This is a genomic window from Flavobacterium beibuense, from assembly GCF_004151245.1.
Lineage (GTDB): Bacteria > Bacteroidota > Bacteroidia > Flavobacteriales > Flavobacteriaceae > Flavobacterium > Flavobacterium beibuense_A.
In genome coordinates, this window is the sequence record NZ_JUIW01000010.1 from 192152 (window position 1) to 214139 (window position 21988).

General features: G+C 40.9%; 17 protein-coding genes. 5 read left to right on the forward strand and 12 right to left on the reverse strand.

Going from position 1 to position 21988, the window contains the following annotated elements; all coding sequences use genetic code 11:
• Positions 1–4 precede the first annotated feature (4 nt).
• The 11 genes from NU09_RS14675 to NU09_RS14720 all read right to left on the reverse strand — a co-directional run bounded on the left by NU09_RS14675 (position 5) and on the right by NU09_RS14720 (position 10680).
• Complete coding sequence (locus tag NU09_RS14675) at positions 5–379, reverse strand: DoxX family membrane protein (protein ID WP_129752056.1); 375 nt, start codon at positions 377–379, stop codon at positions 5–7.
• A gap of 123 nt (positions 380–502) precedes the next feature.
• On the reverse strand, positions 503–1075 hold the full coding sequence (locus tag NU09_RS14680) for a type 1 periplasmic binding fold superfamily protein (RefSeq protein WP_129752057.1): 573 nt from the start codon (positions 1073–1075) through the stop codon (positions 503–505).
• Positions 1076–1092: 17 nt separating this feature from the next.
• Entirely contained in the window at positions 1093–3474 is a 2382-nt protein-coding gene (locus NU09_RS14685; protein WP_129752058.1) for a TonB-dependent receptor, read from the reverse strand.
• An 87-nt stretch (positions 3475–3561) separates the two neighbouring features.
• Positions 3562–3921: a hypothetical protein gene (locus NU09_RS14690; RefSeq protein ID WP_129752059.1), complete on the reverse strand. Its 360-nt coding sequence runs from the start codon at positions 3919–3921 to the stop codon at positions 3562–3564.
• A gap of 59 nt (positions 3922–3980) precedes the next feature.
• Positions 3981–5093 carry a lactonase family protein gene (locus tag NU09_RS14695; RefSeq protein ID WP_129752060.1) on the reverse strand — a complete coding sequence of 371 codons (1113 nt, stop codon included), beginning with the start codon at positions 5091–5093 and terminating at the stop codon, positions 3981–3983.
• Complete coding sequence (locus tag NU09_RS17110; RefSeq protein WP_165357703.1) at positions 5086–5232, reverse strand: hypothetical protein; 147 nt, start codon at positions 5230–5232, stop codon at positions 5086–5088. The genes NU09_RS14695 and NU09_RS17110 overlap by 8 nt, the downstream gene beginning before the upstream one ends.
• A gap of 82 nt (positions 5233–5314) precedes the next feature.
• Positions 5315–5941 (reverse strand): hypothetical protein, encoded by a 627-nt coding sequence (locus NU09_RS14700; RefSeq protein ID WP_129752061.1) that lies wholly within the window; start codon positions 5939–5941, stop codon positions 5315–5317.
• Positions 5942–5960: 19 nt separating this feature from the next.
• Positions 5961–6950 carry an aspartate-semialdehyde dehydrogenase gene (locus tag NU09_RS14705; RefSeq protein WP_129752062.1) on the reverse strand — a complete coding sequence of 330 codons (990 nt, stop codon included), beginning with the start codon at positions 6948–6950 and terminating at the stop codon, positions 5961–5963.
• 151 nt (positions 6951–7101) lie between these two features.
• Positions 7102–7536: a large-conductance mechanosensitive channel protein MscL gene (mscL, locus tag NU09_RS14710; RefSeq protein WP_129752063.1), complete on the reverse strand. Its 435-nt coding sequence runs from the start codon at positions 7534–7536 to the stop codon at positions 7102–7104.
• 63 nt (positions 7537–7599) lie between these two features.
• Entirely contained in the window at positions 7600–10038 is a 2439-nt protein-coding gene (locus NU09_RS14715; protein ID WP_129752064.1) for a bifunctional UDP-N-acetylmuramoyl-tripeptide:D-alanyl-D-alanine ligase/alanine racemase, read from the reverse strand.
• Positions 10039–10059: 21 nt separating this feature from the next.
• Positions 10060–10680 carry a thymidine kinase gene (locus tag NU09_RS14720; protein WP_129752065.1) on the reverse strand — a complete coding sequence of 207 codons (621 nt, stop codon included), beginning with the start codon at positions 10678–10680 and terminating at the stop codon, positions 10060–10062.
• Positions 10681–10782: 102 nt separating this feature from the next.
• Between NU09_RS14720 and NU09_RS14725 the strand changes: the two genes are divergently transcribed.
• The 4 genes from NU09_RS14725 (at position 10783) to NU09_RS14740 (ending at position 14806) form a co-directional block, all read left to right on the forward strand.
• On the forward strand, positions 10783–11856 hold the full coding sequence (locus tag NU09_RS14725) for a hypothetical protein (protein WP_129752066.1): 1074 nt from the start codon (positions 10783–10785) through the stop codon (positions 11854–11856).
• Positions 11856–12563, forward strand: a complete 708-nt coding sequence (gene rsmI, locus NU09_RS14730) for a 16S rRNA (cytidine(1402)-2'-O)-methyltransferase (RefSeq protein WP_129752067.1) — start codon at positions 11856–11858, stop codon at positions 12561–12563. Before NU09_RS14725 ends, rsmI begins: the two co-directional genes overlap by 1 nt.
• A 109-nt stretch (positions 12564–12672) precedes the next feature.
• A complete protein-coding gene (gene recJ, locus NU09_RS14735) occupies positions 12673–14370 on the forward strand; it encodes a single-stranded-DNA-specific exonuclease RecJ (protein WP_129752068.1) in 1698 nt (565 codons plus the stop codon).
• An 82-nt stretch (positions 14371–14452) separates the two neighbouring features.
• A complete protein-coding gene (locus NU09_RS14740; RefSeq protein WP_129752069.1) occupies positions 14453–14806 on the forward strand; it encodes a hypothetical protein in 354 nt (117 codons plus the stop codon).
• Here NU09_RS14740 and NU09_RS14745 read toward each other — a convergent pair.
• Complete coding sequence (locus NU09_RS14745; RefSeq protein WP_129752070.1) at positions 14803–15555, reverse strand: UDP-2,3-diacylglucosamine diphosphatase; 753 nt, start codon at positions 15553–15555, stop codon at positions 14803–14805. The two genes, NU09_RS14740 and NU09_RS14745, sit on opposite strands and share 4 nt — an antisense overlap.
• Before the next feature lie 212 nt (positions 15556–15767).
• Here NU09_RS14745 and NU09_RS14750 point away from each other — a divergent pair.
• Positions 15768–21988: choice-of-anchor L domain-containing protein (locus NU09_RS14750; protein ID WP_129752071.1), on the forward strand; the 6221-nt coding region annotated here is incomplete at its 3' end.

Consider the following 21988-nt stretch of genomic DNA (forward strand, 5'->3'; position numbering starts at 1 on the left):
CTTATCAGCTGAACAGCGGGCTGTATTTTTGACGGTATTTATAAATTAATATACCGTTTAGGGCTACCACCACTATGGCTGTTGCTATTGCCGGCACATCTAAGAACATGTGGAACAGTAATATGTTAAGCGAAATAGGTGCTAAAAGCAGTATGGCAAACGGTACCCATTTTTTGGCTAACAGCATAACTCCAATAGCAACTTCAAAAAAGGCAACAACGTATAAAACATAGCCTGTTTCTGCAAGGGAGTTCATAAAGTTGGCGGCTGCTTCGGGAGGTTGTGGTAGAGGGATAAAAGGATGGAATTTGTTTAACCCGAATACCAAAAGGATAACACCTAAAAGTATTCGTACAATCTTTGTGAATTGTGAATTCATAATTTAGTGTTTTGGTGATAGTAATAATATTTTAACTAAATTAATGAATATTTAAATAAAATGTTAACTTAAAATTATTTAATTGTGAACACCCTGTTGATAAGGGTGTTCACAATGAAAAAGTTACGGTTGTGCAACGTTTATCGTGAATGTAACTGTAGCATCTGTATTGCCTCCTGCGTTTGTAATAATACCATTGCTTACACCTTCCGCATCCTTATTTGGCTCATGTCTAAGGGTAATAGTAAGGTTGCCGGAAGTTGCTGTTGCACTGGCCTGATAAGTAAACTGCAGTCCAATAGGGTTTCCGTTTATATCTTCATCGGCATAAGTAAATGTGCCTAAACCATTTTGCTGATAGAACAGCTGGTGCTCGTCACCTTCTTCATGTATTTCTTCTGTAATGTCTTCCGTAGGATTGGCAAGCTCGTTTAAAAAAGTAACAGTACCATTATAATTAATGCCGGCTGTAAAGTCACCCGAAACGGTTACAACTGGAGCATCAGGCCCGTCACCGTCAAGATCGCGTGACTGAAGTACAATAGTTTCTCCGCCGCCTTGCGGTGTAAAGGTTGCTGTAATGGTTGTTATTACCTCTTCTTCATTTACAGGAACAAGAGCATCGTTGTCGCTGCTGCATGAGGTAAAGGACACTGTTGCAATTAGGGCTAATAATGAAATTTTTAAGTTTTTCATGATACTTGTTTTTATGATTAATAATTGAATTTTAACTGTAGTATAAAGTTTCTTCCTATGTCATCGGTATGCAGCCTTTGACGGTTAAGGTAATCCCTGTAGGAAGTATTGAAAATATTGTTTACGGTAAAGCTTACCGATGTAAGGGTTTTACCCAGTGTGAAATCCATTCCTGAGCTGAAGTTAAGCAGATGGTAGCCCGGCGGGGGAGTGCTTACATCTACCAATACCGGAACCAGTTCGCCATCCTGGGGGACATCGGCATAAAAATTATAGTTGGGGTAGCGGTTTTGTTTAAATACTGCCTGACTGTTCAATTCCAAATAGGAATTATGCCTGTCGTTAAATGTATAAAGGAGGGAATTATCCATAATAAAAGGCGGCATGTCTATAAGCGGTTCATCGGTATCTCTGTTGGTGCCGTGCACATAAGCCATATTTAGGCTGTATTTTAAATGTTTACCGAGGTATACATCCGAATGGAAATCAACTCCGGTAAGCAGTGCGTCATCTTGGATGTATTGGTACACAGGGAATGATCCGCGTATGGTGTACTCTGCCCCTGTGGGCTTAAGGAAAATAAAATTGCTAATAAAATTAGCATAGGGTGTGATCTCAAAACTAATAATGCTCCCCTGTTTTTTAAGTGTTGTTGATAGCTTGTAAGATTCCTCTTTTTGAGTACGTAAATCACCCAGTTCTATGGTTCCGTTAGAGTGGTGCAGCCCATCGCTAAAAAGTTCTGATGGGTTTGGATTACGCATGGCCAGCCCCGCATTGGCTATCAATTCCCAGTTAGGGTTGAATTGCTTATTGATGCCCAAGCTGGCGGATATATTGTTGTAGGTGAATTTTGGATTAGTGAGCCATTGCGTGCCATAATCGACAACTATAAAATTGTCAAATTCCCCCTCGTAGCCTAAGCTTGTCCATCGGCTTTTCTGATAAAACTTATCTGCATCTACATGAGAGAAATCGTAGCGTAAACCTGCTTCAGCACTAAAGCTGTTGGTAAAGCGGTGTGCTGCTATAGCATAGGCGCCCGCATCGGTACGGTTATAGTTGGGTATAAGAGGGCGTATTCCCGTATCAGGACTCGCCTCGTTGTTTTGCATAGCGAAGCTTACACCACTTTTAAGTGTATTGTCATCTTTCTCGTATTTCCAGTCGGCCTGTAGTGAATGGGTTATAAGGGTGAGGTCAAGGGCTGCTTTATTGCGGTCGTCACCACGGCGTATGTCAAACTCTTTCCTGTGGTTAAGCTGAAAAGCATATTGAAGTGCCAGTTTTGAAAACGGACTAAGATCTGTGTTGAAGTTGAGCTTAGCCAAATGATGCTGGATTTCCTGTTTGGGTGCTTTAATGGTATAGGTAAACGGATTGACTACTGCCGGGATGCCGCTGTTTATTGCGTTTGCCAAATCGGCGGTGCTACCTATGTGTGTAGCCGAAGCAATGCCTATGGTGGCGTTATAAAAACTGTAGCTAGCAGAAAGATCATAGGTGTTGGCTATGTACTTAACGTCACCAAAAAAGTTTCCTTCCCTGTTGCCTGTATTGGAGAGCACATAATCGGGCGATTCACGATCACCAAAGTACTTGAATGTTCCTCCCACATTCCACGCCCAGCCTTTTTCGGCACCTTTATGCAGGCTGCTGGTAACACTGCCGCCGCGACCGTTTGAATTTAATGAAACGATTGACCTGCCATACAATGTATCCTTTAAAACCGATACCGGTTCCACCAGTACAAGTCCGCCAATAGCATCGCCGCCATATTGCAGGGCAGAGGCACCCTTTATAACCGAAACCTTTCCTGCCGAGTTGATATCCAGGTTAGGCGCATGCTCTGTACCCCACTGTTGGTCTTCCAGTCTTACATTGTTTACCAAAACAGGAACCCTGCTGCTGTGAAGTCCGTTAATAACGGGTTTTACAATGCTGTTTCCTGTTTTAAGGGAATATACGCCCGGTATTTCCTTTAAGGCATCGCCTAATGTGGCACTACTATATTTTTCAAGTGTTATGAGTTTTACATCCTGCTTTACAACAGCACTTTTTGAAACTCTTGCTGACTCACTCAATACCACCTCTTCCAGTTGGGTGCTTTGGTACCTAAGTACGGCATTAAGCACCATATCCTCTCGGATATCGATAATGGTATCAAGAGCGGAATACCCGATATAGGATATCACAACCCTTTGTTGTCCATTTGAGATATTGTGTAATTCGTATGTCCCAGCCGGATTGCTAAGGGCGTGCCGTTCGCCTATGTGTATATGAGCCCCGTCCAGAGGCTGGTTTTTGGTATCAGTCACCTTTCCGCTAAGCGTACTTTGAGAATAGGTGCTGTTGCTCATTGCCACCAGGGCAAAAAGCAATAGTATATTAAATCGCATGATAATTTCAGTTCAGTAATGAATAAAGTCACGTTTAAATACGTGCTGTTACTCCCCTCTCTATTGGAGAGGGGCCGGGGGGGAGGCTTATACTGAAAGAGGGGGACCGCGGTGTGCGAAAAGGCTTCCGGCAAATGAAGGAGAACCTTCAATACTGCTGAAAGTGTAGTGTATTTGTTTATAAGGGAAATAAAGCCTTAGGCAAAACTGCTGTGGTGCCACAAAAAAGTCGAAGTGGAAACTACATACACAACAGTCGTCATCGTCGTGCTGTTGTGTGTGGTCTGTTCCGCTAAACTGTTTTACAGTTTTAGATACTTCGGTATGTTTGTGGTAATGCCCGGCAGCATAATGCTCGTGGCTAAAGGCGTGAAAAGACTGAAAGGCAGTTGTAAGGAGTACAACAGCCATAAGTGCAAGGTTAAATATTGCAAACTTTCTTTTCATTACCGCAAAGGTAGGTAAAAAGAATTTACAATTGCAACAAGGTTGCAGTTAAAAATGTATTAATAGGTTTTTATCTTCACGCAGCTTACATGTTCTATAGCCGTTTCGCTGGTTTTGGTAAGCTGTCCGGTAGTTTTATTGATCCTGAACACGACTGCCGAACTACTGTTAACGTTAGTCACAATAAGAAAGTTGCCGGTAGAATCTATGGCGAAAGTGCGTGGGTGTTTCCCGAAGGTAGACTGATAGCCGATGTTTTTTAGAGTTCCGTTTTCCCGGATAGAGAAAATAGCAATGTTGTTTTCGGTTCCCCTGTTGGTAGCATACAAAAACCTGCCATCGGGTGTGCAATGTACATCAGAACTTTCAAAGCCTTCGGTAATCGAATCTTCATGTGTTGCAATTTCCTGGGCGAGTTTCAGTTCGCCGTTGCGGTATTCATATACGGTTACAATGCCCGTCAGTTCCTCTATGCAATAAGCATATTCCCCGTTAGGATGAAAAGTAAAATGCCTTGGGCCACTACCGGGAGGGGTTTTTATTGGTGCTATTTCTGTTAGAGGTTGTTTTGTTAGTGTATCAAACTCGAAGCATCTTATTTTATCACTACCCAAGTCAGGGACAAAAACAAATTTCCCATCGGGAGAAAATACGGTTGAATGAATATGTGAATTTCCCTGCCTTTCGGGGTTGACACTGCCTTCAAAATATCTTAAAAGCTGTACAGGGGGTTCAATGCTGCCATCAATGTTAAGAGGACAAAGAGAAATACCGCTTTCGGTATAGTTGCCGTTTATAAGCCAGTTGCCCGAAGGATGCACGGCACAGTATACCGGGTTTTCACCTCCACCTGACTGGCTGTTTACAAACGTGATGGTTTTCTTTACAGGATTAAATGCAAAACTGCTCACACTGCCCGCATTAGGTGTTTTGGTATCGGTGCAGGCATATATAAAATTCCCGGTAGGGGAAAGGGTAAGGTAAGAAGGGTTGTGTATTTTGGCTGAGGTAGCCTTTTTAAGACTGCCTTTTATCGTGTCCAATTCATAAACGTACAGGCCTTCCTTATTTTTATCATGATTGTAAGATCCGAAAAAAGCATAGGTCTGGCTGTAGCCCTTATAGCTTAGAAATAACAGAATAAGGGAGATAAGGAAAGATTTACTATTCATGTTCTTTAAAACTAAGGATAAAAACAATCAACGCAATAAAACACAGTAGTAATCCTCCCATAAACAGTATTCCGTTTAGGGTAGATCCCATAGTTGAGGTATAGCCAATTCCTATAGATAGCCATCCTGTGATTCCCATTCCTATTGAGCTTAATAATAATTTAGTTTGTTTTTTCATGATGGTAAGGGCTTATGGTTTAAGCAGATTAATTATCAAAAACTTATTCCCATGGAAAAATTTCCTTTTTTTCTTCTTCTTCAAGGTTTCTGGGATTTCCATTCTCCTCAAAAATTATTGATTTAAAGGTGTTTACAGCTTTTCGGGTTGAATTTATTTCTACCAATAGATAATAATCTCGTACACTATCTGTCATGAGCCAGTCATCTGCATAATAATGTAAATAATCTATTTTTTCTAATAGATAGTTCTCTAGTATAAAATCCTGTATATAAAATCCTTCCGAAAGGTCATCATATTCATGCTTAATGTCTAATTTAAATCCGCTTAAGCCTTTTATGTAAAATTTCTTTCCTGAGTTTCGGTCATAAACGAGTGCAGAACATTCAACTGTTTCTACCAGACAGTCTACATTGTTCCATATAAATACATATACAATGTTTGTTGGCTTGGTAAGGCTGTCTTTTAATTGTTGAAATATTACCTTAGTAGGATTCCAGTCTCTTTCTAGATCAATTTTATGATTATATTCTTTCGCGAAAGAATTGACACTTTTGTCAATATCTCTATAAATCTTGTTAGAGGAACACGAGACAATGAATAATGGGATAAATAAGTATTTTATATTTTTTATCATAAAACAAAAGGCTGCCAAATGGCAGCCTTTCAAAGATATTAAATATTATAAATTACACTAATCCGTTTGCAACAAGGTATTCTGCAATTTGTACTGCATTGGTAGCTGCACCCTTACGAAGGTTATCTGCCACAATCCACATGTTAAGTGTGTTTGGCTGGCTTTCGTCACGGCGTATACGCCCTACAAAAACATCATCCTTGCCTTCTGCATAAAGCGGCATTGGATATGTAAAAGTATCGGTATTGTCCTGTACTGTAATACCCGGCGTGTTGTGTAGTATACTACGAACCTCGTTAAGGTCAAAATCATTACTGAACTCAATGTTTACCGCTTCACTGTGTCCGCCCACGGTTGGTATACGCACTGTAGTAGCCGTTACCCTTATCGAGTCGTCACCCATAATCTTTTTGGTTTCGCGGGTCATTTTCATTTCCTCCTTAGTGTAGCCGTTATCTTCAAACACGTCTATCTGAGGGATAGCATTACGGTGAATAGGGTATTTGTAAGCCATTTCGCCCTGTACGCCTGAATATTCGTTCTCTAACTGCTGTACAGCCTTAACGCCTGTGCCGGTAACCGACTGGTAGGTAGATACCACCACGCGCTCAATGTTGTACTTTTTATGCAGCGGGTTAAGTGCCAGTACCATTTGTATGGTAGAGCAGTTAGGGTTAGCAATGATCTTGTCTTCTTTAGTAAGCTCAGAGGCGTTGATTTCCGGAACCACAAGTTTTTTTGTCGGGTCCATTCTCCACGCGCTTGAGTTATCAATTACGGTTGTTCCTGCTTCGGCAAACTTAGGAGCCCACTCTTTTGAAGTATCGCCTCCTGCAGAAAATAATGCAATTTGAGGCTTCATGGCAACTGCCGTTTCAAGACTCACAACCTTGTACTTCTTACCGTTAAAATCGATTTCCTTACCTACAGATTTCTCTGAAGCAACAGGGATTAATTCGGTTATCGGAAAATTTCTTTCCGCAAGTACTTTTCGCATTACTTCGCCTACCATACCGGTAGCGCCTACAACAGCAACTTTCATAGTATTGAATTATTAAATTATATAAATTTTGCGGCAAAATTAGTTATAAATTTGTTTCGAAACGAAAAAATATAACAAAGAAAAACCGTCTTTTTCAGACGGTTTTGTTAGAAATATAAGAATATGCAATGTAGCGGAAACTTCTGTAACTCTACTGTTTAGTTTTAAGAATGTCGCGTATTTCCATAAGCAATTGCTCCTCTGTAGTTGGTGCAGGAGGTGCTGCCGGAGTCTCGGCTTGTTTCTTCTTAGTTCTTTCATACATTTTAAGTGCAATGAAAATACAGAAACCAACAATTACAAAGTCAAGGGTTATCTGTACAAAGTTACCGTAGTTAATGGTAACGGCATCTATTGCAGGCTGGGTTACACCGTCTACAACTGTTTCTGGTACACCTTCCTTAAGGGTAAGCTTCAGGTCTTTAAAATCAACACCATTAAGAAGCATGCCTATAGGCGGCATTAAAATGTCGTTTGTAAAAGATTTTACGATGTTACCAAAGGCACCACCAATAATAACGGCTGTTGCCAGATTTACAATATCACCTTTCATCAAAAAGGCCTTAAAATCCTTAAAAAATCCCATAGGCTAAAATTTTGGTTAATTAAATTGATTGTTCAGCTAAAGCTAATTTACAAAAAACTTGGATTATTCCTTATAAAAAACACGTTTTACCCGTTGGGAAATGCTTGTTAAAATCTCATAGGGGATGGTTCCCAGTGCGTTTGCCATTTCCACAACTGTTGGCGCGGTGCCAAAAATTATGGCCCTGTCACCTTCTTTACAGTCTATATGGGTAACATCTACCATCATCATATCCATAGAAATGGTTCCGGTAATAACCGCTTTTTGGCCTTTTATCATTACATAGCCTTTTTCGTTACCCCAACTTCGAGGTATGCCATCGGCATATCCTATAGGCAGGGTAGCGGTGCGTATTTTTTTGTCGGCCATAAACCTGCGGCTGTATCCTACGCTTTCTCCCGGTTCGATATCCTTTATCTGAAGGATAACCGTTTTAAGCGTGCCTACGTTTTCCAGTGCTTTTAATTCTTCGGCGTCATTGCCTACGCCATAAAGCCCTATACCCAAGCGGACCATGTTAAACTGATGTTCCGGGAAATTATAAATGCCTGATGTGTTTAGTATATGGCGAATAGGGTTGATACCTAAAGCGTCGATTATCTTTTGAGAACGATTACTGAATTTTTCAATCTGTTCCAATGTGAAATCCCTGTACTGCGGAACATCACTTGACGACAGGTGGGAGAAAATACTCTTAACCGAAACGAAGTTGTTGTTTTTAAGCAGGTCGATGAGTTCATCCAGCTGATGGGCCTCAAACCCCAAACGGTGCATGCCGGTATCCAGTTTTATATGGATAGGGTAGTCCGATAGGTTTTTTTGCTGTGCAATAGCTATAAATGCCCTAAGCTCCCTTGCCGAATAGACTTCGGGTTCCAGGTTGTAGGCAATCATAGCATTAAAGGCGCTTGCCTCAGGGTTCATTACTATAATGGGGGTACTTATACCCGCATTACGAAGGGCAATACCTTCGTCGGCAAAAGCCACACCCAGATAATCCACTTTATGATGTGAAAGCAGTTTGGCAATTTCATAGCTGCCGCTGCCGTAACCAAAAGCCTTTACCATAACCATGATTTTGGTTTCGGGCTTTAGTTTTGCACGGTAAAAATTGAGGTTGTGGACTATGGCGTTGAGGTTTATCTCAAGGACCGTTTCGTGGGTCTTCTCCTCAAGCAGTACAACGATTTCCTCAAAACGGAAACTCCTTGCTCCCTTAACCAAAATGGTCTCGTTGCTAAAACTGTTAGCATTGTATTGTGCTAAAAACTCCTGAGTGGTTTTGTAGCTTATAAAATTCGGAAAATCCGAAAGTCTTTTGCTTATCGTTTCACCTATGCCTATTACCCTGCTAATATTATTAGCAGCCAAGAGTCGGCTTACTTTAGCGTAGAGTTCCTCTACGGCAAATCCGCTCTGGAAAACATCCGAAAGGATAATAGTTTTCTTTTTATGGGTTTTGTGCTGTTCTAAAAAGTCAAGGGCTATTTTTAGGGATTGGTAGTCAGAACTGTAACTGTCGTCTATAATGGTGCAGTCGTTAATGCCGCTTTTTACCTGTAATCGCATTTCTACGGGATACAGTCCGGCAAGGCGCTCCCTTATGGCTTCATGGTTATAGCCCAAATGCAAAAGCAGCATAAGGCAGGTTATGGCATTTTCTACAAATACCTCATCAAAAAACGGAATTACAACTTCAAAACTGTCGCCATTGTATTTTAAGGAAAGCAATGTCCCCTCTTGGGTTGACTGCCTGTTAAGGTTTACATCGGCATCATTATTAAAGCTCCAGGTAAAAGTTTTTTTGCCGTTCAGTTCCTGTAAAACGGCATCGTCCTTTTTAAGGATAACAATATCTGAATCATTAAACAGTTTTAGCTTCTCCTGTATTTTCTGCTGCCTGTCGGTAAAGCCTTCATCATGTGCAGTGCCTATATGGGTAAGTATTCCTATGCCGGGTTTTATTATGGCTGCCAGTTTTTCCATTTCTCCCGAAGTGGAAATCCCTGCCTCAAAAATACCCAGGTTGTGCTTTTCGTTAATACCGATAACCGAAAGCGGTACACCCACCTGAGAGTTGTAGCTTTTAGGGCTTCGGATAATATTATAATCGGGGCTTAAAAGGTAGTTAAGCCATTCCTTCACTATGGTTTTGCCGTTACTGCCCGTTACCCCAATAACCGGAAAACTGAAAAGATTTCGGTAGTAAACCGCAAAATCCTGAAGTGCTTTCAGGGTGTCTTCCACTACAAAAAAGTTGGCTTTTCCTTTACTGTCGGCAGGTATATGGGTAACAACAAAATTAAGTACCCCTTTAGCGATAAGTTCAGGTATATAGTAATGTCCGTCGCGGTTTTGTCCCGGCAGGGCAAAAAACAGCGTACCGGCATTGTTTTGCAGCGAACGGCTGTCTATAGAAACATTGTCAATTTCCATATCGGGCTGTATGCCTTCAAAACGAGGGTTTACAGCCTTAATGATATCCTGTGTTTTTATGCTCAAGGGTAGTGTATTTTAGTTTCTTTACAAAAGGCCTTCTTTGTCTTCCTTTTTAGATTCTTTTGCCTGCTCTTTCATTGCCCTGAAAAAAGCTGCCCTGCTAAGGGGTTCATATTCTTCGGTTTCGCCAAGTAGTACCAGTTTGTCGTTTTGTGCCTTACGGAAACTGTAATTGGCCAGGTTTCCGGTTCGGGTGCAAACCGCATGAACTTTAGTGACATATTCGGCTGTTGCCATAAGTGCGGGCATGGGGCCAAAAGGATTGCCTTTAAAATCCATGTCAAGTCCGGCTACAATAACCCTTATGCCGTTGTTGGCAAGGTCGTTGCAAACCGATACGATCTCATCATCAAAAAACTGGGCTTCGTCTATGCCTACCACATCACACCCCTGTGCTAACAGGCGCAGTATGGAGGCCGATTCTACTGGAGTGGAGCGTATTTCGTTTGCGTCGTGCGACACTACCATGTCATCATTGTAGCGGGTGTCTATAGTGGGTTTAAAAATCTCTACACGTTGCCGGGCAAACTTTGCCCTTTTTAAACGGCGTATAAGTTCTTCGGTTTTACCCGAAAACATCGAGCCGCAGATGACTTCAATCCACCCAAATTGTTCTTTATGATTTACTGTATTTTCGAGAAACATTTTGTATTTTTCAGGCTGTAAAACAGAAATGTTTTATGTTACTTTGTATTTAAACAAATTTATTAAAAAAGTATTGCGCCACTCTTTATTGTTCCAAAAGTTATGAAGAAAAAATTAGAAGCAGAATTGATAAGCATTGCACACAGGATACTGAAGCTTAAGAATAAGGCAGAGATAGAGCAGCTGCAGCAGGAAACGCTTAAGCTGTATGAAAAACTGTCGGTGCTTAAATTTGTAGAGGAGAATTTTCATGATGTAAAGCCTACCATTGGCTATGCTTCTGCAGAGGAGAAGCTGGAAGATATTTACGGAGTAAAAGAAGAAGCGGACAAACCGGAAGCCGTTAAGGAAGCCCCTGCTGATGCCGGAGAGCCTAAAGAAGAACTGGGTGAGACCGAAAAAGAGGCTGTTGCCGAAAGTATAGAGGAGATTGCTGAAGTAAAAGAAGAGGTACAGGAGGAAGCTAAAGAAGAAACCCCTGAGCCGGAACATCAGATTGAGCTTGAAAAAACCGAAGAGGAACTTGAGGCGATGGAAGAATCTGTTGAGGCGGTATACGAAAAAGAACAGGACAGTACCGAGGAGGAGGAAGAACAGGCTGCCGATGCCGAGATGATTACCCTTGAACCGGAAGAAGATGTTGAGGTAGAGAAATCGGATGTTGGTTTTGAGTTTGCTTTTGAAAGAAAAGCTGCTCCTGAAGAACCTAAAGAAGAGCCTAAAAAGGAAATCGGGATAGACGATTTTCATGATTATGTAGAGCCTGAATTTGTAAAGAAATCAGACTTTGAAGCTCCAAAACAGGAAGAACCAAAAGAGGAACCTGTAGCAGAAACTCCTAGCGAGCCTGTGTTTGAACCTGTAAAAGAAGAGCCAAAAGCGGAAGAGCCTAAAAAAGAAGACAGCTGGGCACCTGCATCATCAAGGTCGCTAAACGATACGTTTGCCAAAACCATTACATTAGGGTTAAACGACCGTATTGCTTTTGAGAAACATCTTTTTGGCGGCAGTGCCGATGATCTTAACCGTGTGGTTTCGCAGCTTAATACTATCAATACCTATGATGAGGCCAAAACGTTTATAAACGATCTTATCAAGCCTGATTATAACAACTGGGAAGGGAAAGAGGAGTATGAAGAGCGTTTCTTCCAACTGGTTGAAAAAAGATTTGATTAATGTCTAAACTATACATAGTACCCACGCCGATAGGCAACCTGGAGGATATGACTTTCAGGGCAATTAAAGTGCTTAAGGAAGCCGACCTGATACTGGCGGAAGACACCCGTACCAGCGGTAAGCTGATGAAGCATTTTGAAATTGCCACCCACATGCAGAGCCACCACATGCACAACGAGCACAAAACCGTTGAGAATATTGTAAAGCGACTGCAAATGGGGGAGACCATTGCCCTTATCTCGGATGCGGGTACACCTGCTATTTCCGATCCAGGATTTTTGCTTACACGTGCCTGTGTGGAAAACAATATACCTGTAGAATGCCTGCCGGGAGCTACGGCTTTTGTGCCTGCACTGGTAAACAGCGGATTGCCAAACGACAAGTTTGTTTTTGAAGGTTTCCTGCCAGATAAAAAGGGGAGGCAAACCCGCTTTTTAGCCCTAGCCGAAGAAACCCGTACCATGATATTTTATGTGTCGCCACACAAGCTGGTTAAAACCCTTGGTGAGTTTGTACAGTATTTTGGGGAGGAGAGGCCGGTATCGGTTTCACGTGAGTTGAGTAAGCTGCACGAGGAAACGGTGCGTGGTACAGCAACTGAAGTACTGGAGCATTTTACAAAAAAAGAGCCAAAAGGCGAAATAGTGGTTATTGTAGGTGGTAAACCTGAGGTAAAGAAGGGTAAGAAGGAAAAATCGGAAAATTAATTTTCCATTAGTAGTATGTATTGGTAATTATCCCAAAAAGTAATACTAAATTACCTATTAGTTGTCTATGCGTTTCTCTTTAATTACATTTGAAGAATAAATTTTCTACATGCGCTGGACCCTCAAATCTAAACCCGATTCTCAAAAAGTAAAACATTTAATGCAGGTACTTCAAATTGATGAGGTTGTGGCCTCATTACTGGTGCAACGTGGTATTGAAACTTTTGAGGAGGCAAAAACATTTTTTCGTCCGGATTTAAGTGATTTGCATGATCCGTATCTTATGAAAGATATGGATAAGGCGGTTATGCGTATTGAAAAAGCTGTTGCAGAGGGTGAAAACATTATGGTTTTTGGAGATTATGATGTAGACGGTACTACGGCTGTGTCGTTGGTTTCATCGTATTTAAGGTCATTCTATCCTAATGTGGCGACCTATATTCCCGACAGGTATAAGGAAGGTTACGGAGTTTCGGATGCCGGAATTGATTTTGCTGATGATAATGGTATGACCCTTATTATTGCTTTGGACTGCGGGATAAAATCAATAGATAAGGTCGAGTACGCCAAATCTAAAGGGATAGATTTTATTATTTGTGACCACCACCGCCCCGGTGATGAATTACCGGACGCTGTAGCCGTTTTAGATCCGAAGCGTGCAGACTGTAATTATCCGTATGATGAGCTTTGCGGTTGCGGAGTAGGGTTTAAGCTGGTTCAGGCACTGGCAGAGAGGAGAGGACAAACGATTACTGATCTTGTTCCTTATCTTGACCTTGTGGCTACTGCTATAGCTGCCGATATTGTACCCATAACAGGAGAGAACCGTGTACTTGCCACCTTTGGTCTCGATATCATTAATACTTTTCCAAGGCCGGGCATACAGGCGCTTATTCAAAACGTAAAAAAGCAAAAGTTAACCATAAGTGATGTGGTGTTTATTATAGCGCCACGTATTAATGCCGCAGGCCGTATTTATCATGGTAACAAAGCGGTTGAACTGCTTACCGAATTCAATTTGGAGCAGGCAGAAGAATTTGCTTCGCAGATTGAAGGCCTTAATACCGATCGTAAGGATTTGGATAAGCAAATTACGGTTGAAGCACTTATGCAGATAGAAACGAACAACGAACAGGAACGTTTTTCTACTGTTGTATATGATGAGAACTGGCATAAAGGAGTTATAGGCATTGTAGCATCCCGTCTTATAGAAACCTATTACAGGCCAACACTGGTTTTTACTAAGAGCGGTGAAAAATTGGCTGCTTCGGCACGTTCTGTAAAGGATTTTGATATTTACAATGCACTGGAAGCCTGTGCCGATTATCTCGAACAGTTTGGCGGGCATATGTATGCTGCAGGACTAACACTTAAAGAAGAACAGTTTGCAGGTTTTAAGCAAAAGTTTGAGGAAGTGGTTTCGGCTACCATTGCTCCCGAGCTTTTAATTCCGGAGGTCTCGGTAGATGCCGAAATTGATTTTATGGATATTACACCTAAATTTTTCAGGATTCTTAAACAGTTTGAGCCTTTTGGTCCGGGTAATATGACTCCGGTTTTCCTTTCACGCGGATTAAGGGATACCGGTTATGGTAAGCCTATAGGGGCTGATGAAACGCATTTGAGACTGTTTGTAAAGCAGGGGGAAGGCGAGGGATTTGGTGCAATTGGTTTCGGACTGGCTTCAAAAATGAATATTGCCTGTGGCGATGAGCTTTTTGATGCCGTTTACTCTGTTGAGGAAAACGAATGGAACGGTAATGTTACGCTTCAGTTACGATTAAGGGATATTCGTTGTGAAGAATAACCGTTAATAACTTTTTCCTAAAAACAGCTATTTTATTTAGAACGGTTTTAAATAATTTATATTTTTGTTTAAAACCATAGCAATGAAAGAGATTAAGCAAATATATTTTAACGACTTTGGTGTTTCGTTTTACTGGCGAAAAAATGATGTTGTATTAAAAGACAGGGTACAGATAATCTTTAAGGAAACCGGTTTTTACTTTACGCATGATGAGGTAAAACAGTTTGCCGGAATTGTTAGCGATATGGTTGATAATGCCAATTGTAATGGCTGCGGTTTCAGGAACAAATGCCATAAGGTTTTATTAAAAACGCCTGTAAAAGAAATTGATTTAGCAGTGTCTTCTCAGGAGCTTACGGATATAAAAGACCTGCTGGAGGGTACTTTATTTACTATCAGCCTTAATGAATATATAAATAACGTTTGCCGTAATTAATTTTTATATTCTTTCAGTTCAAATTTTTCCCCGTCAAAAATACCATAGGTAAAGTAACCTATCCAGTCTCCAAGGTTAATGTAAGTGGAGTTTTTGCCAAGGTCTATGGTCATAGGTAAATGCCTGTGGCCAAAAACAAAAAAATCATAATGTTTTTTCTCCAGTTTCCTTTTGGAATAAAGTACCAGCCATTCATTTTCTTCTCCTAAAAATCTCACATCGGCATCACCGGAAATAAGTTTGTTTTTTACCGAAAGATATTGTGCCAATCGTACCCCTAGATCAGGATGCAGCCATCTGAAAAGCCATTTTGAGAAAGGATTGGTAAAAACCTTTTTCATACGCTTATAGCCTTTGTCTCCGGGACCTAAGCCATCTCCGTGACCTATAAGAAAGGTCTTGTTGTTAAAGGTAAATTCTTTCGGTTTGTGGTATACCGGAATATTAAGTTCCTTTTCAAAATAATCGCACATCCAAAGGTCATGATTTCCCGTAAAAAAATATATAGGAGTACCCGAATCACGAATTTCGGCTAGTTTGCCTAAAACGCGTACAAACCCTTTAGGTACAACGGTTTTATACTCAAACCAAAAATCGAAGAGGTCTCCTAAAAGGAATATAATATCGGCGTCATGTTTAATTTCATCCAGCCAGGCAACAAATTTTTTCTCTCTGGGGAAACTGGCTTGGGCAGTTGGAGCTCCTAAATGTTGGTCGGAAGCGAAGTATATTTTGAGTCTGTCAGACATGAAAAATCTTAATGTTTATGCCAAAGATATAAAGAGTATTTTAAAATTATGACATAACGTTATGTTATTGATATATTTTTAAATTCATAACAAATTGCGTAAAATTTGTTTTTTTTAGTTAAAACTTAAATAATCGGTACCCTCTGATGTGTTAAATTGTCTTTTTTTTTCTATTTTCGGTAACTTAAACATAAACTACTAAATATTAATCTATGAAAAAAATTACTCTATTATTTTTCATGTCATTATTGTCGTTGTGCACTTTTGCGCAGGATCTGGGTATAGATCCGCCGGAAGGCTTTGAAGGCGCAACTTTCCCTCCTACGGGGTGGACAAGTTACAATAATGGTATAGGAAATTTACAGCAATGGAAGCAGACAATTATTGCTGCAAATGACACTTATCCTCCACATACTGGAGATTATGCTGCTTTTATTGATCGTGAAAACGTGCCGGATACAGGTGATCCTGCAAAAGACTGGTTGGTAACGCCACTATTTGAGATGCCTGTTAACGGGCAGTTACGTTTTTGGTCAAGACTGACCCTTCCTGGTAACCAGGGAACTATTTACAGAATTATGATAGCTCCTGAAGGTGCTGATTTATCTGATCTTGCGTCTTACACGACAGTGCAGACTTATACTGAAGCTTTAATTAACCCGTCTCAAACAGAATATAATGAGATTGTGCTTAACCTTCCGGGTACTGCAGGACAAAACTACCACGTGGCTTTCATCATGGAGGGTGACTTCCAGGATCGTTGGTTAATTGATGACGTGGGTATTGTTCAGCAGTGTTTACCTCCTACTAACTTAGGTGTTTCAGGAGTTACAGATACAACTGCTACTTTAACCTGGACAGGTGCTGCTCCTCAATATGAGGTTGAGGTTGTTCAGCTTACTGAGGTTCCTACAGGTTCTGGTGAGATAGTGGATACTAACTCTTATGTGGCTGATCCTTTATTACCAATGACTCCTTACAGATTTTATGTTAGATCTGTGTGTGGTGTAGGTAATACCAGTGATTGGGCAGGGCCGTTTAACTTTAGTACTGCACCTGAAAATGATGCTTGTGCCGATGCCATTGCATTAACGGTTAACCCAACTAATATTTGTACTTCAAGTACACCGGGAAGTATTAACGGTGCTACGGCTTCTGCCGAGGCAAATACTTGTTTTGGTACTGATGACGATGACGTTTGGTTTACTTTTGTGGCTACAGCTACTACTCACTTAATTAATTTAAACAATATTACAAATGGTACTACAGACCTGTATCACGTAGTTTACTCGGGTACAAGCTGTGGTGCTTTAACTCAGTTATATTGTAGCGACCCTAACAATAGTACTGCTAATGGTTTAACTGTTGGTCAGACCTATTATATTAGAGTATATTCATGGACTGCTACTGCGGGACAAACATCAAACTTTAATATTTGTGTAGGTACACCACCACCGCCACCGGCAAATGATGAGTGTGCTACAGCTACAGCAGTTGCTGTTAACCCTGATTTAAACTGTGCTCAGTTTGCAACAGGTACAATCTATTCGGCAACAGCTTCTCCGGATGCTAACTCTTGTGGAGGTACAGACGATGACGACGTATGGTTCTCATTTGTGGCTACAAGTGCTAATCATACAATTAACCTTAACAATATTACAGGTGGTACAACAGATTTATTCCACGCTGTATATTCAGGTTCTTGTGGTTCATTAACAAACCTTGTTTGTAGTGACCCTAATAACAGTATTGTGGGTGGGCTTACAATAGGTAATACTTATTATGTAAGGGTTTATTCATGGACTGCTACAGCTAATCAAACATCAGTTTTTGATATCTGTATTGGTACACCACCACCACCGCCTGCAAACGATGACTGTGTTAACGCTACTGCTGTTGCTGTTAACCCGGACTTAAACTGTACGCAGTTTACTCAGGGTACAATCGCATGGGCTACACCTTCTATTGATGCTAACTCTTGTGGTGGTACAGATGATGACGATGTATGGTTCTCATTTGTTGCAACTGCTACTACTCACACAATCAACCTTAATAATATTACAGGTGGTACAACAGATTTATTCCACGCTGTATATTCAGGTTCTTGTGGTACATTAACAAACCTTGTTTGTAGTGATCCTAACAACAGTTTAGTGGGTGGACTTACAATAGGTAATACTTATTATGTAAGGGTTTATTCATGGACATCTACTCCGGGACAAACATCAGTATTTGATATTTGTGTTGGTACACCGCCGCCGCCGCCGGCAAATGACGAGTGTGCTAATGCTACTGTAGTATTAACAAATCCTGATTTACTTTGTGGTAACGTTGGTACCGGTACAATTGCATGGGCTACAGGTTCTGCTGAAGCTAACTCATGTTTTGGTACAGACGATGACGACGTATGGTTCCAGTTTGTGGCTACAAGTACAACTCATACTATCGATTTAACTAACATTACTGGTAGTACTACAGATTTATACCATGCTGTTTATTCAGGTTCTTGTGGTGCATTAACAAACCTTGTTTGTAGTGACCCTAACAATAGTATTGTTGGCGGACTTACAATAGGTAATACTTATTATGTAAGAGTTTACTCCTGGACATCTACTTCTGGGCAAACATCTGCATTTAATATTTGTATAGGTACTCCGCCACCGCCACCGGCAAATGATGAGTGTGCTGATGCAATTCAGGTTTTAACAAATACTGATTTAAGCTGTACTAATTTTGAGTCTGGTACAATTGCGTGGGCTACAGGTTCACTGGAGCCAAACTCATGTTTTGGTACAGACGACGATGACGTATGGTTCTCATTCGTTGCAACAAACGATGTTCATACTATAAACCTTAATAACGTGGTTGGTAGTACTACGTTCCTTTACCATGTTTTATATGAAGGTGTTTCTTGTGGTTCTATGACTCAGGTTTACTGTTCTACGGTTAACTCGAGCTTAGCAACAGGTTTAACTGTAGGTAATACCTATTATGTAAGGGTTTATTCTTCTACAGCTACAGGTGGTCAAACTACTACATTTGATATTTGTGTTGGTACACCACCACCGCCACCTGCAAACGACGAGTGTGCTCAGGCTGTTCCGGTACCGGTTAACCCAACTCAGATATGTGCACAAACAGTACCTGGTTCAATTGCATGGACTACACCATCTGCAGAAGGTAACACATGTTTTGGTACAGACGATGACGACGTATGGTTTGAGTTCGTGGCAACTGGCCCAACTCACCTAATCAGTCTTATAAATATTACTGGTGGTACAACAGATTTATATCACGTACTATACCAGGGAGATGAGTGTGGTACTTTAACGCAGCTTTACTGTAGTGACCCTAACCAAAGTGTTGCTAACGGTTTAACGGCAGGTACTACTTATAAAATAAGAGTTTACTCTTGGACTTCAACATCTAACCAACAATCAAGCTTTGAGGTTTGTGTAGGCACACCGCCACCGCCACCTGCAAATGATGATTGTGCTGAAGCTATCCCTGTGCCGGTTAACCCTGCTCAGTTCTGTATTGAGACAGTACCGGGTACAATTTATTCAGCAACGGCTTCTGCAGAAGGTAACACTTGTGGTGGTACGGATGACGATGACGTATGGTTTGAGTTCGTGGCAACAGGGCCGGAACATATTATCTCTTTATTAAATATTACTGATGGTACAACAGATTTATATCACGTACTTTATCAGGGAGATGAGTGTGGTACTTTAACGCAGCTTTACTGTAGTGATCCTAACCAGAGTTTGGCAACAGGTTTAACGGCAGGTACTACTTATAAAATAAGAGTTTATTCATGGACTTCTACAGCTAACCAAACTTCAAGCTTTGATGTTTGTGTGGGTACACCTCCACCGCCACCTGCAAATGATGAGTGTGCAGAGGCAACAGTAGTTCCGGTAAATCCGGGTACAGAATGTATTGAATCTGTAACGGCTTCAATCTACTCAGCTACCGCTTCACCGGAAGGTAATACTTGTGGAGGTACAGATGACGATGACGTATGGTTTGAATTTACTGCGACGAATCCAACTCACTTTATTACACTTTATAACATAAACGGAGGTACAACAGATTTATACCACGTACTTTATGAAGGTGATGAGTGTGGTACATTAACTCAGGTATATTGTAGTGATAATAACCAGAGTTTAGCCCAAAACTTAACAGTAGGTACTACTTATAAAGTAAGGGTATACTCTTGGACTGCAACAGCGGGACAAACATCAAACTTTGATATTTGTGTAGGTACTCCTGCAGGTTCAATTCTTGTAGATGATACTACATTTACTACAGAGCAGCTTGTTGAGACAGTACTTATCGGATCTGAGTGTGCTATTGTGTCTAACATTACTTCTCAGTCAGGTTCTGATTTTGGAGGATCAAGCAGTATCGGTTACTTTAACTTTAACGATTCAAGCTTCCCGTTCAATGACGGTGTAATACTGGCAACAGGTAGTATTAACGAAGCTCCTGGACCAAACCCTAATAACAACGCAGGTACAGTAGGTACCGGTTGGGGTGGTGATGCAGATCTGTCTGCAATTATAGCAGAGGGTGGTAACACAGGTACACTAAACAATGCTACAATCCTTGAGTTTGATTTCATACCGTTAACAAACCAGATAACGTTTGATTTCCTATTTGCTTCAAATGAGTACGGTACTTTCCAGTGTAACTTCTCTGATGCATTTGCATTCATCCTTACAGATTTAGAAGATGATACAGCAGATCCGGTAAACTTAGCGGTTATACCAGGGACAAACGTACCGGTATCAGTTGTAAATATTAGAGATGCGGCTTATAATGCTGGTTGTGCTTCTGTTAATCCTGAGTATTTTGATACTTTCAACCAGGATAACCCTTACGGTTCGGCTATTGGCTATATAGGACAAACTGTTGTAATGACTGCTGCAGGAGATGTAATACCGGGTAACCAGTACCATATCAAGCTTGTAATTGCCGATTATAATGATTCGGCCTTTAACTCTGCCGTATTCCTTGCGGGTGGTAGTTTTGATATCGGAGGTATAGATATTGGAGCTGACCTTACTATTGAAGGTGGTACAGCTATATGTGATCAGGAAGAATCTACAATTTCAACAGGATTAGACGAAGAATTTTATGACTTTGTATGGTACACTGTTGATGAAGATGGTATAGCTACTGAAATTCCGGGTGAAACAGGAACAGATTTAGTAGTTAATGAAACTAATGATTATAGAGTAATTGCTACTTATACAGGTTCTACATGTTCACTGGAAGGTAACAAACGTGTTGAGTTCTATCTTCCGGTTCCTGAAACTGTAGGAGCTCCGGTAGACCTTATAGCTTGTGATGCAAGTGGATTCTCTACTTTTGACTTTACTTCTAATACAGATCTTATTGAGGCTGGTGTAATTGAAGGTTACGATGTTGCAGATTTTGTGATTTCTTACCACGAATCTGAGGCTGATGCCCAAAATGATGTTAACCCTATAGGCCCTGTGTATGAAAATACCGTTGCAGAATCTCAGCCAATATATGTAAGGGTAGAGTACACGCCAACAGGATGTGTGGGTATACTTAGCTTTAACCTGATCATTCAGGATCTTACACCTGATTTTGATATGGGTGGCGACTTTAATATCTGTGAGGGTACTACAGGTGTAACTATCGATCTTGTAGCTAATAACTTCGACCCTGCATCACCGGATGTTACCTACTCATGGACTTACAATGGAGACCCATTACCTGATACAGGAAGCAGCGTAGCTGTTACTGGAGAAGGTACTTATGAAGTTACGGTTAGCAACTCAGGTTGTGAGGCAACACAGTCGGTATTTGTAACGGTTACTCCGGTGCCGGTTGCAGATGTTATGACAGATGTTACTTCTTGTGATAGTTATGTATTACCAGCTCTAAGTGCAGGAAATAATTATTATACAGGTCCTGCTGGTTCAGGTGATATGCTTGCGGCAGGTACTGAGTTAACAACAGATCAGATGATTTATATCTATGCGGAATCAGGTACTGCACCGGTAAACTGTACAGATGAAAGCAGCTTTATGGTAAGTGTTGTTCCTACTCCGGTACTTGGTATAACAGGTGGTTGTGAAGGCGGAATTTATACCCTTGAGGTTTCTCTTGATGATAATTATACTGAAGAAACAGTTCTTATTGAATGGACAGGCCCTAACGGATCTACGGTAGGTACAGGTCTTACAGCTGTTGCAGAGGAAATAGGTGATTATATGGTAACCGTAACCCCTGTTGGTGGTGATATCTGTTCTTCTGTCCTTGTGCAGACTGTAGAGAGTATTGCTTGTACAATCCCACGTGGTATCTCTCCAAATGGTGACGGTATGAACGATGAGTTTGATTTGACCGGATTTAATGTAACCAAAATAGGCATCTTTAACCGTTATGGTAA

Coding starts and splice junctions, on each gene's coding strand:
- NU09_RS14675 (WP_129752056.1), bottom strand. CDS start 379: ATGAATTCACAATTCACAAAGATTGTACGAATACTTTTAGGTGTTATC.
- NU09_RS14680 (WP_129752057.1), bottom strand. CDS start 1,075: ATGAAAAACTTAAAAATTTCATTATTAGCCCTAATTGCAACAGTGTCC.
- NU09_RS14685 (WP_129752058.1), bottom strand. CDS start 3,474: ATGCGATTTAATATACTATTGCTTTTTGCCCTGGTGGCAATGAGCAAC.
- NU09_RS14690 (WP_129752059.1), bottom strand. CDS start 3,921: ATGAAAAGAAAGTTTGCAATATTTAACCTTGCACTTATGGCTGTTGTA.
- NU09_RS14695 (WP_129752060.1), bottom strand. CDS start 5,093: ATGAATAGTAAATCTTTCCTTATCTCCCTTATTCTGTTATTTCTAAGC.
- NU09_RS17110 (WP_165357703.1), bottom strand. CDS start 5,232: ATGGGAATCACAGGATGGCTATCTATAGGAATTGGCTATACCTCAACT.
- NU09_RS14705 (WP_129752062.1), bottom strand. CDS start 6,950: ATGAAAGTTGCTGTTGTAGGCGCTACCGGTATGGTAGGCGAAGTAATG.
- mscL (WP_129752063.1), bottom strand. CDS start 7,536: ATGGGATTTTTTAAGGATTTTAAGGCCTTTTTGATGAAAGGTGATATT.
- NU09_RS14720 (WP_129752065.1), bottom strand. CDS start 10,680: ATGTTTCTCGAAAATACAGTAAATCATAAAGAACAATTTGGGTGGATT.
- NU09_RS14725 (WP_129752066.1), top strand. CDS start 10,783: ATGAAGAAAAAATTAGAAGCAGAATTGATAAGCATTGCACACAGGATA.
- rsmI (WP_129752067.1), top strand. CDS start 11,856: ATGTCTAAACTATACATAGTACCCACGCCGATAGGCAACCTGGAGGAT.
- recJ (WP_129752068.1), top strand. CDS start 12,673: ATGCGCTGGACCCTCAAATCTAAACCCGATTCTCAAAAAGTAAAACAT.
- NU09_RS14740 (WP_129752069.1), top strand. CDS start 14,453: ATGAAAGAGATTAAGCAAATATATTTTAACGACTTTGGTGTTTCGTTT.
- NU09_RS14745 (WP_129752070.1), bottom strand. CDS start 15,555: ATGTCTGACAGACTCAAAATATACTTCGCTTCCGACCAACATTTAGGA.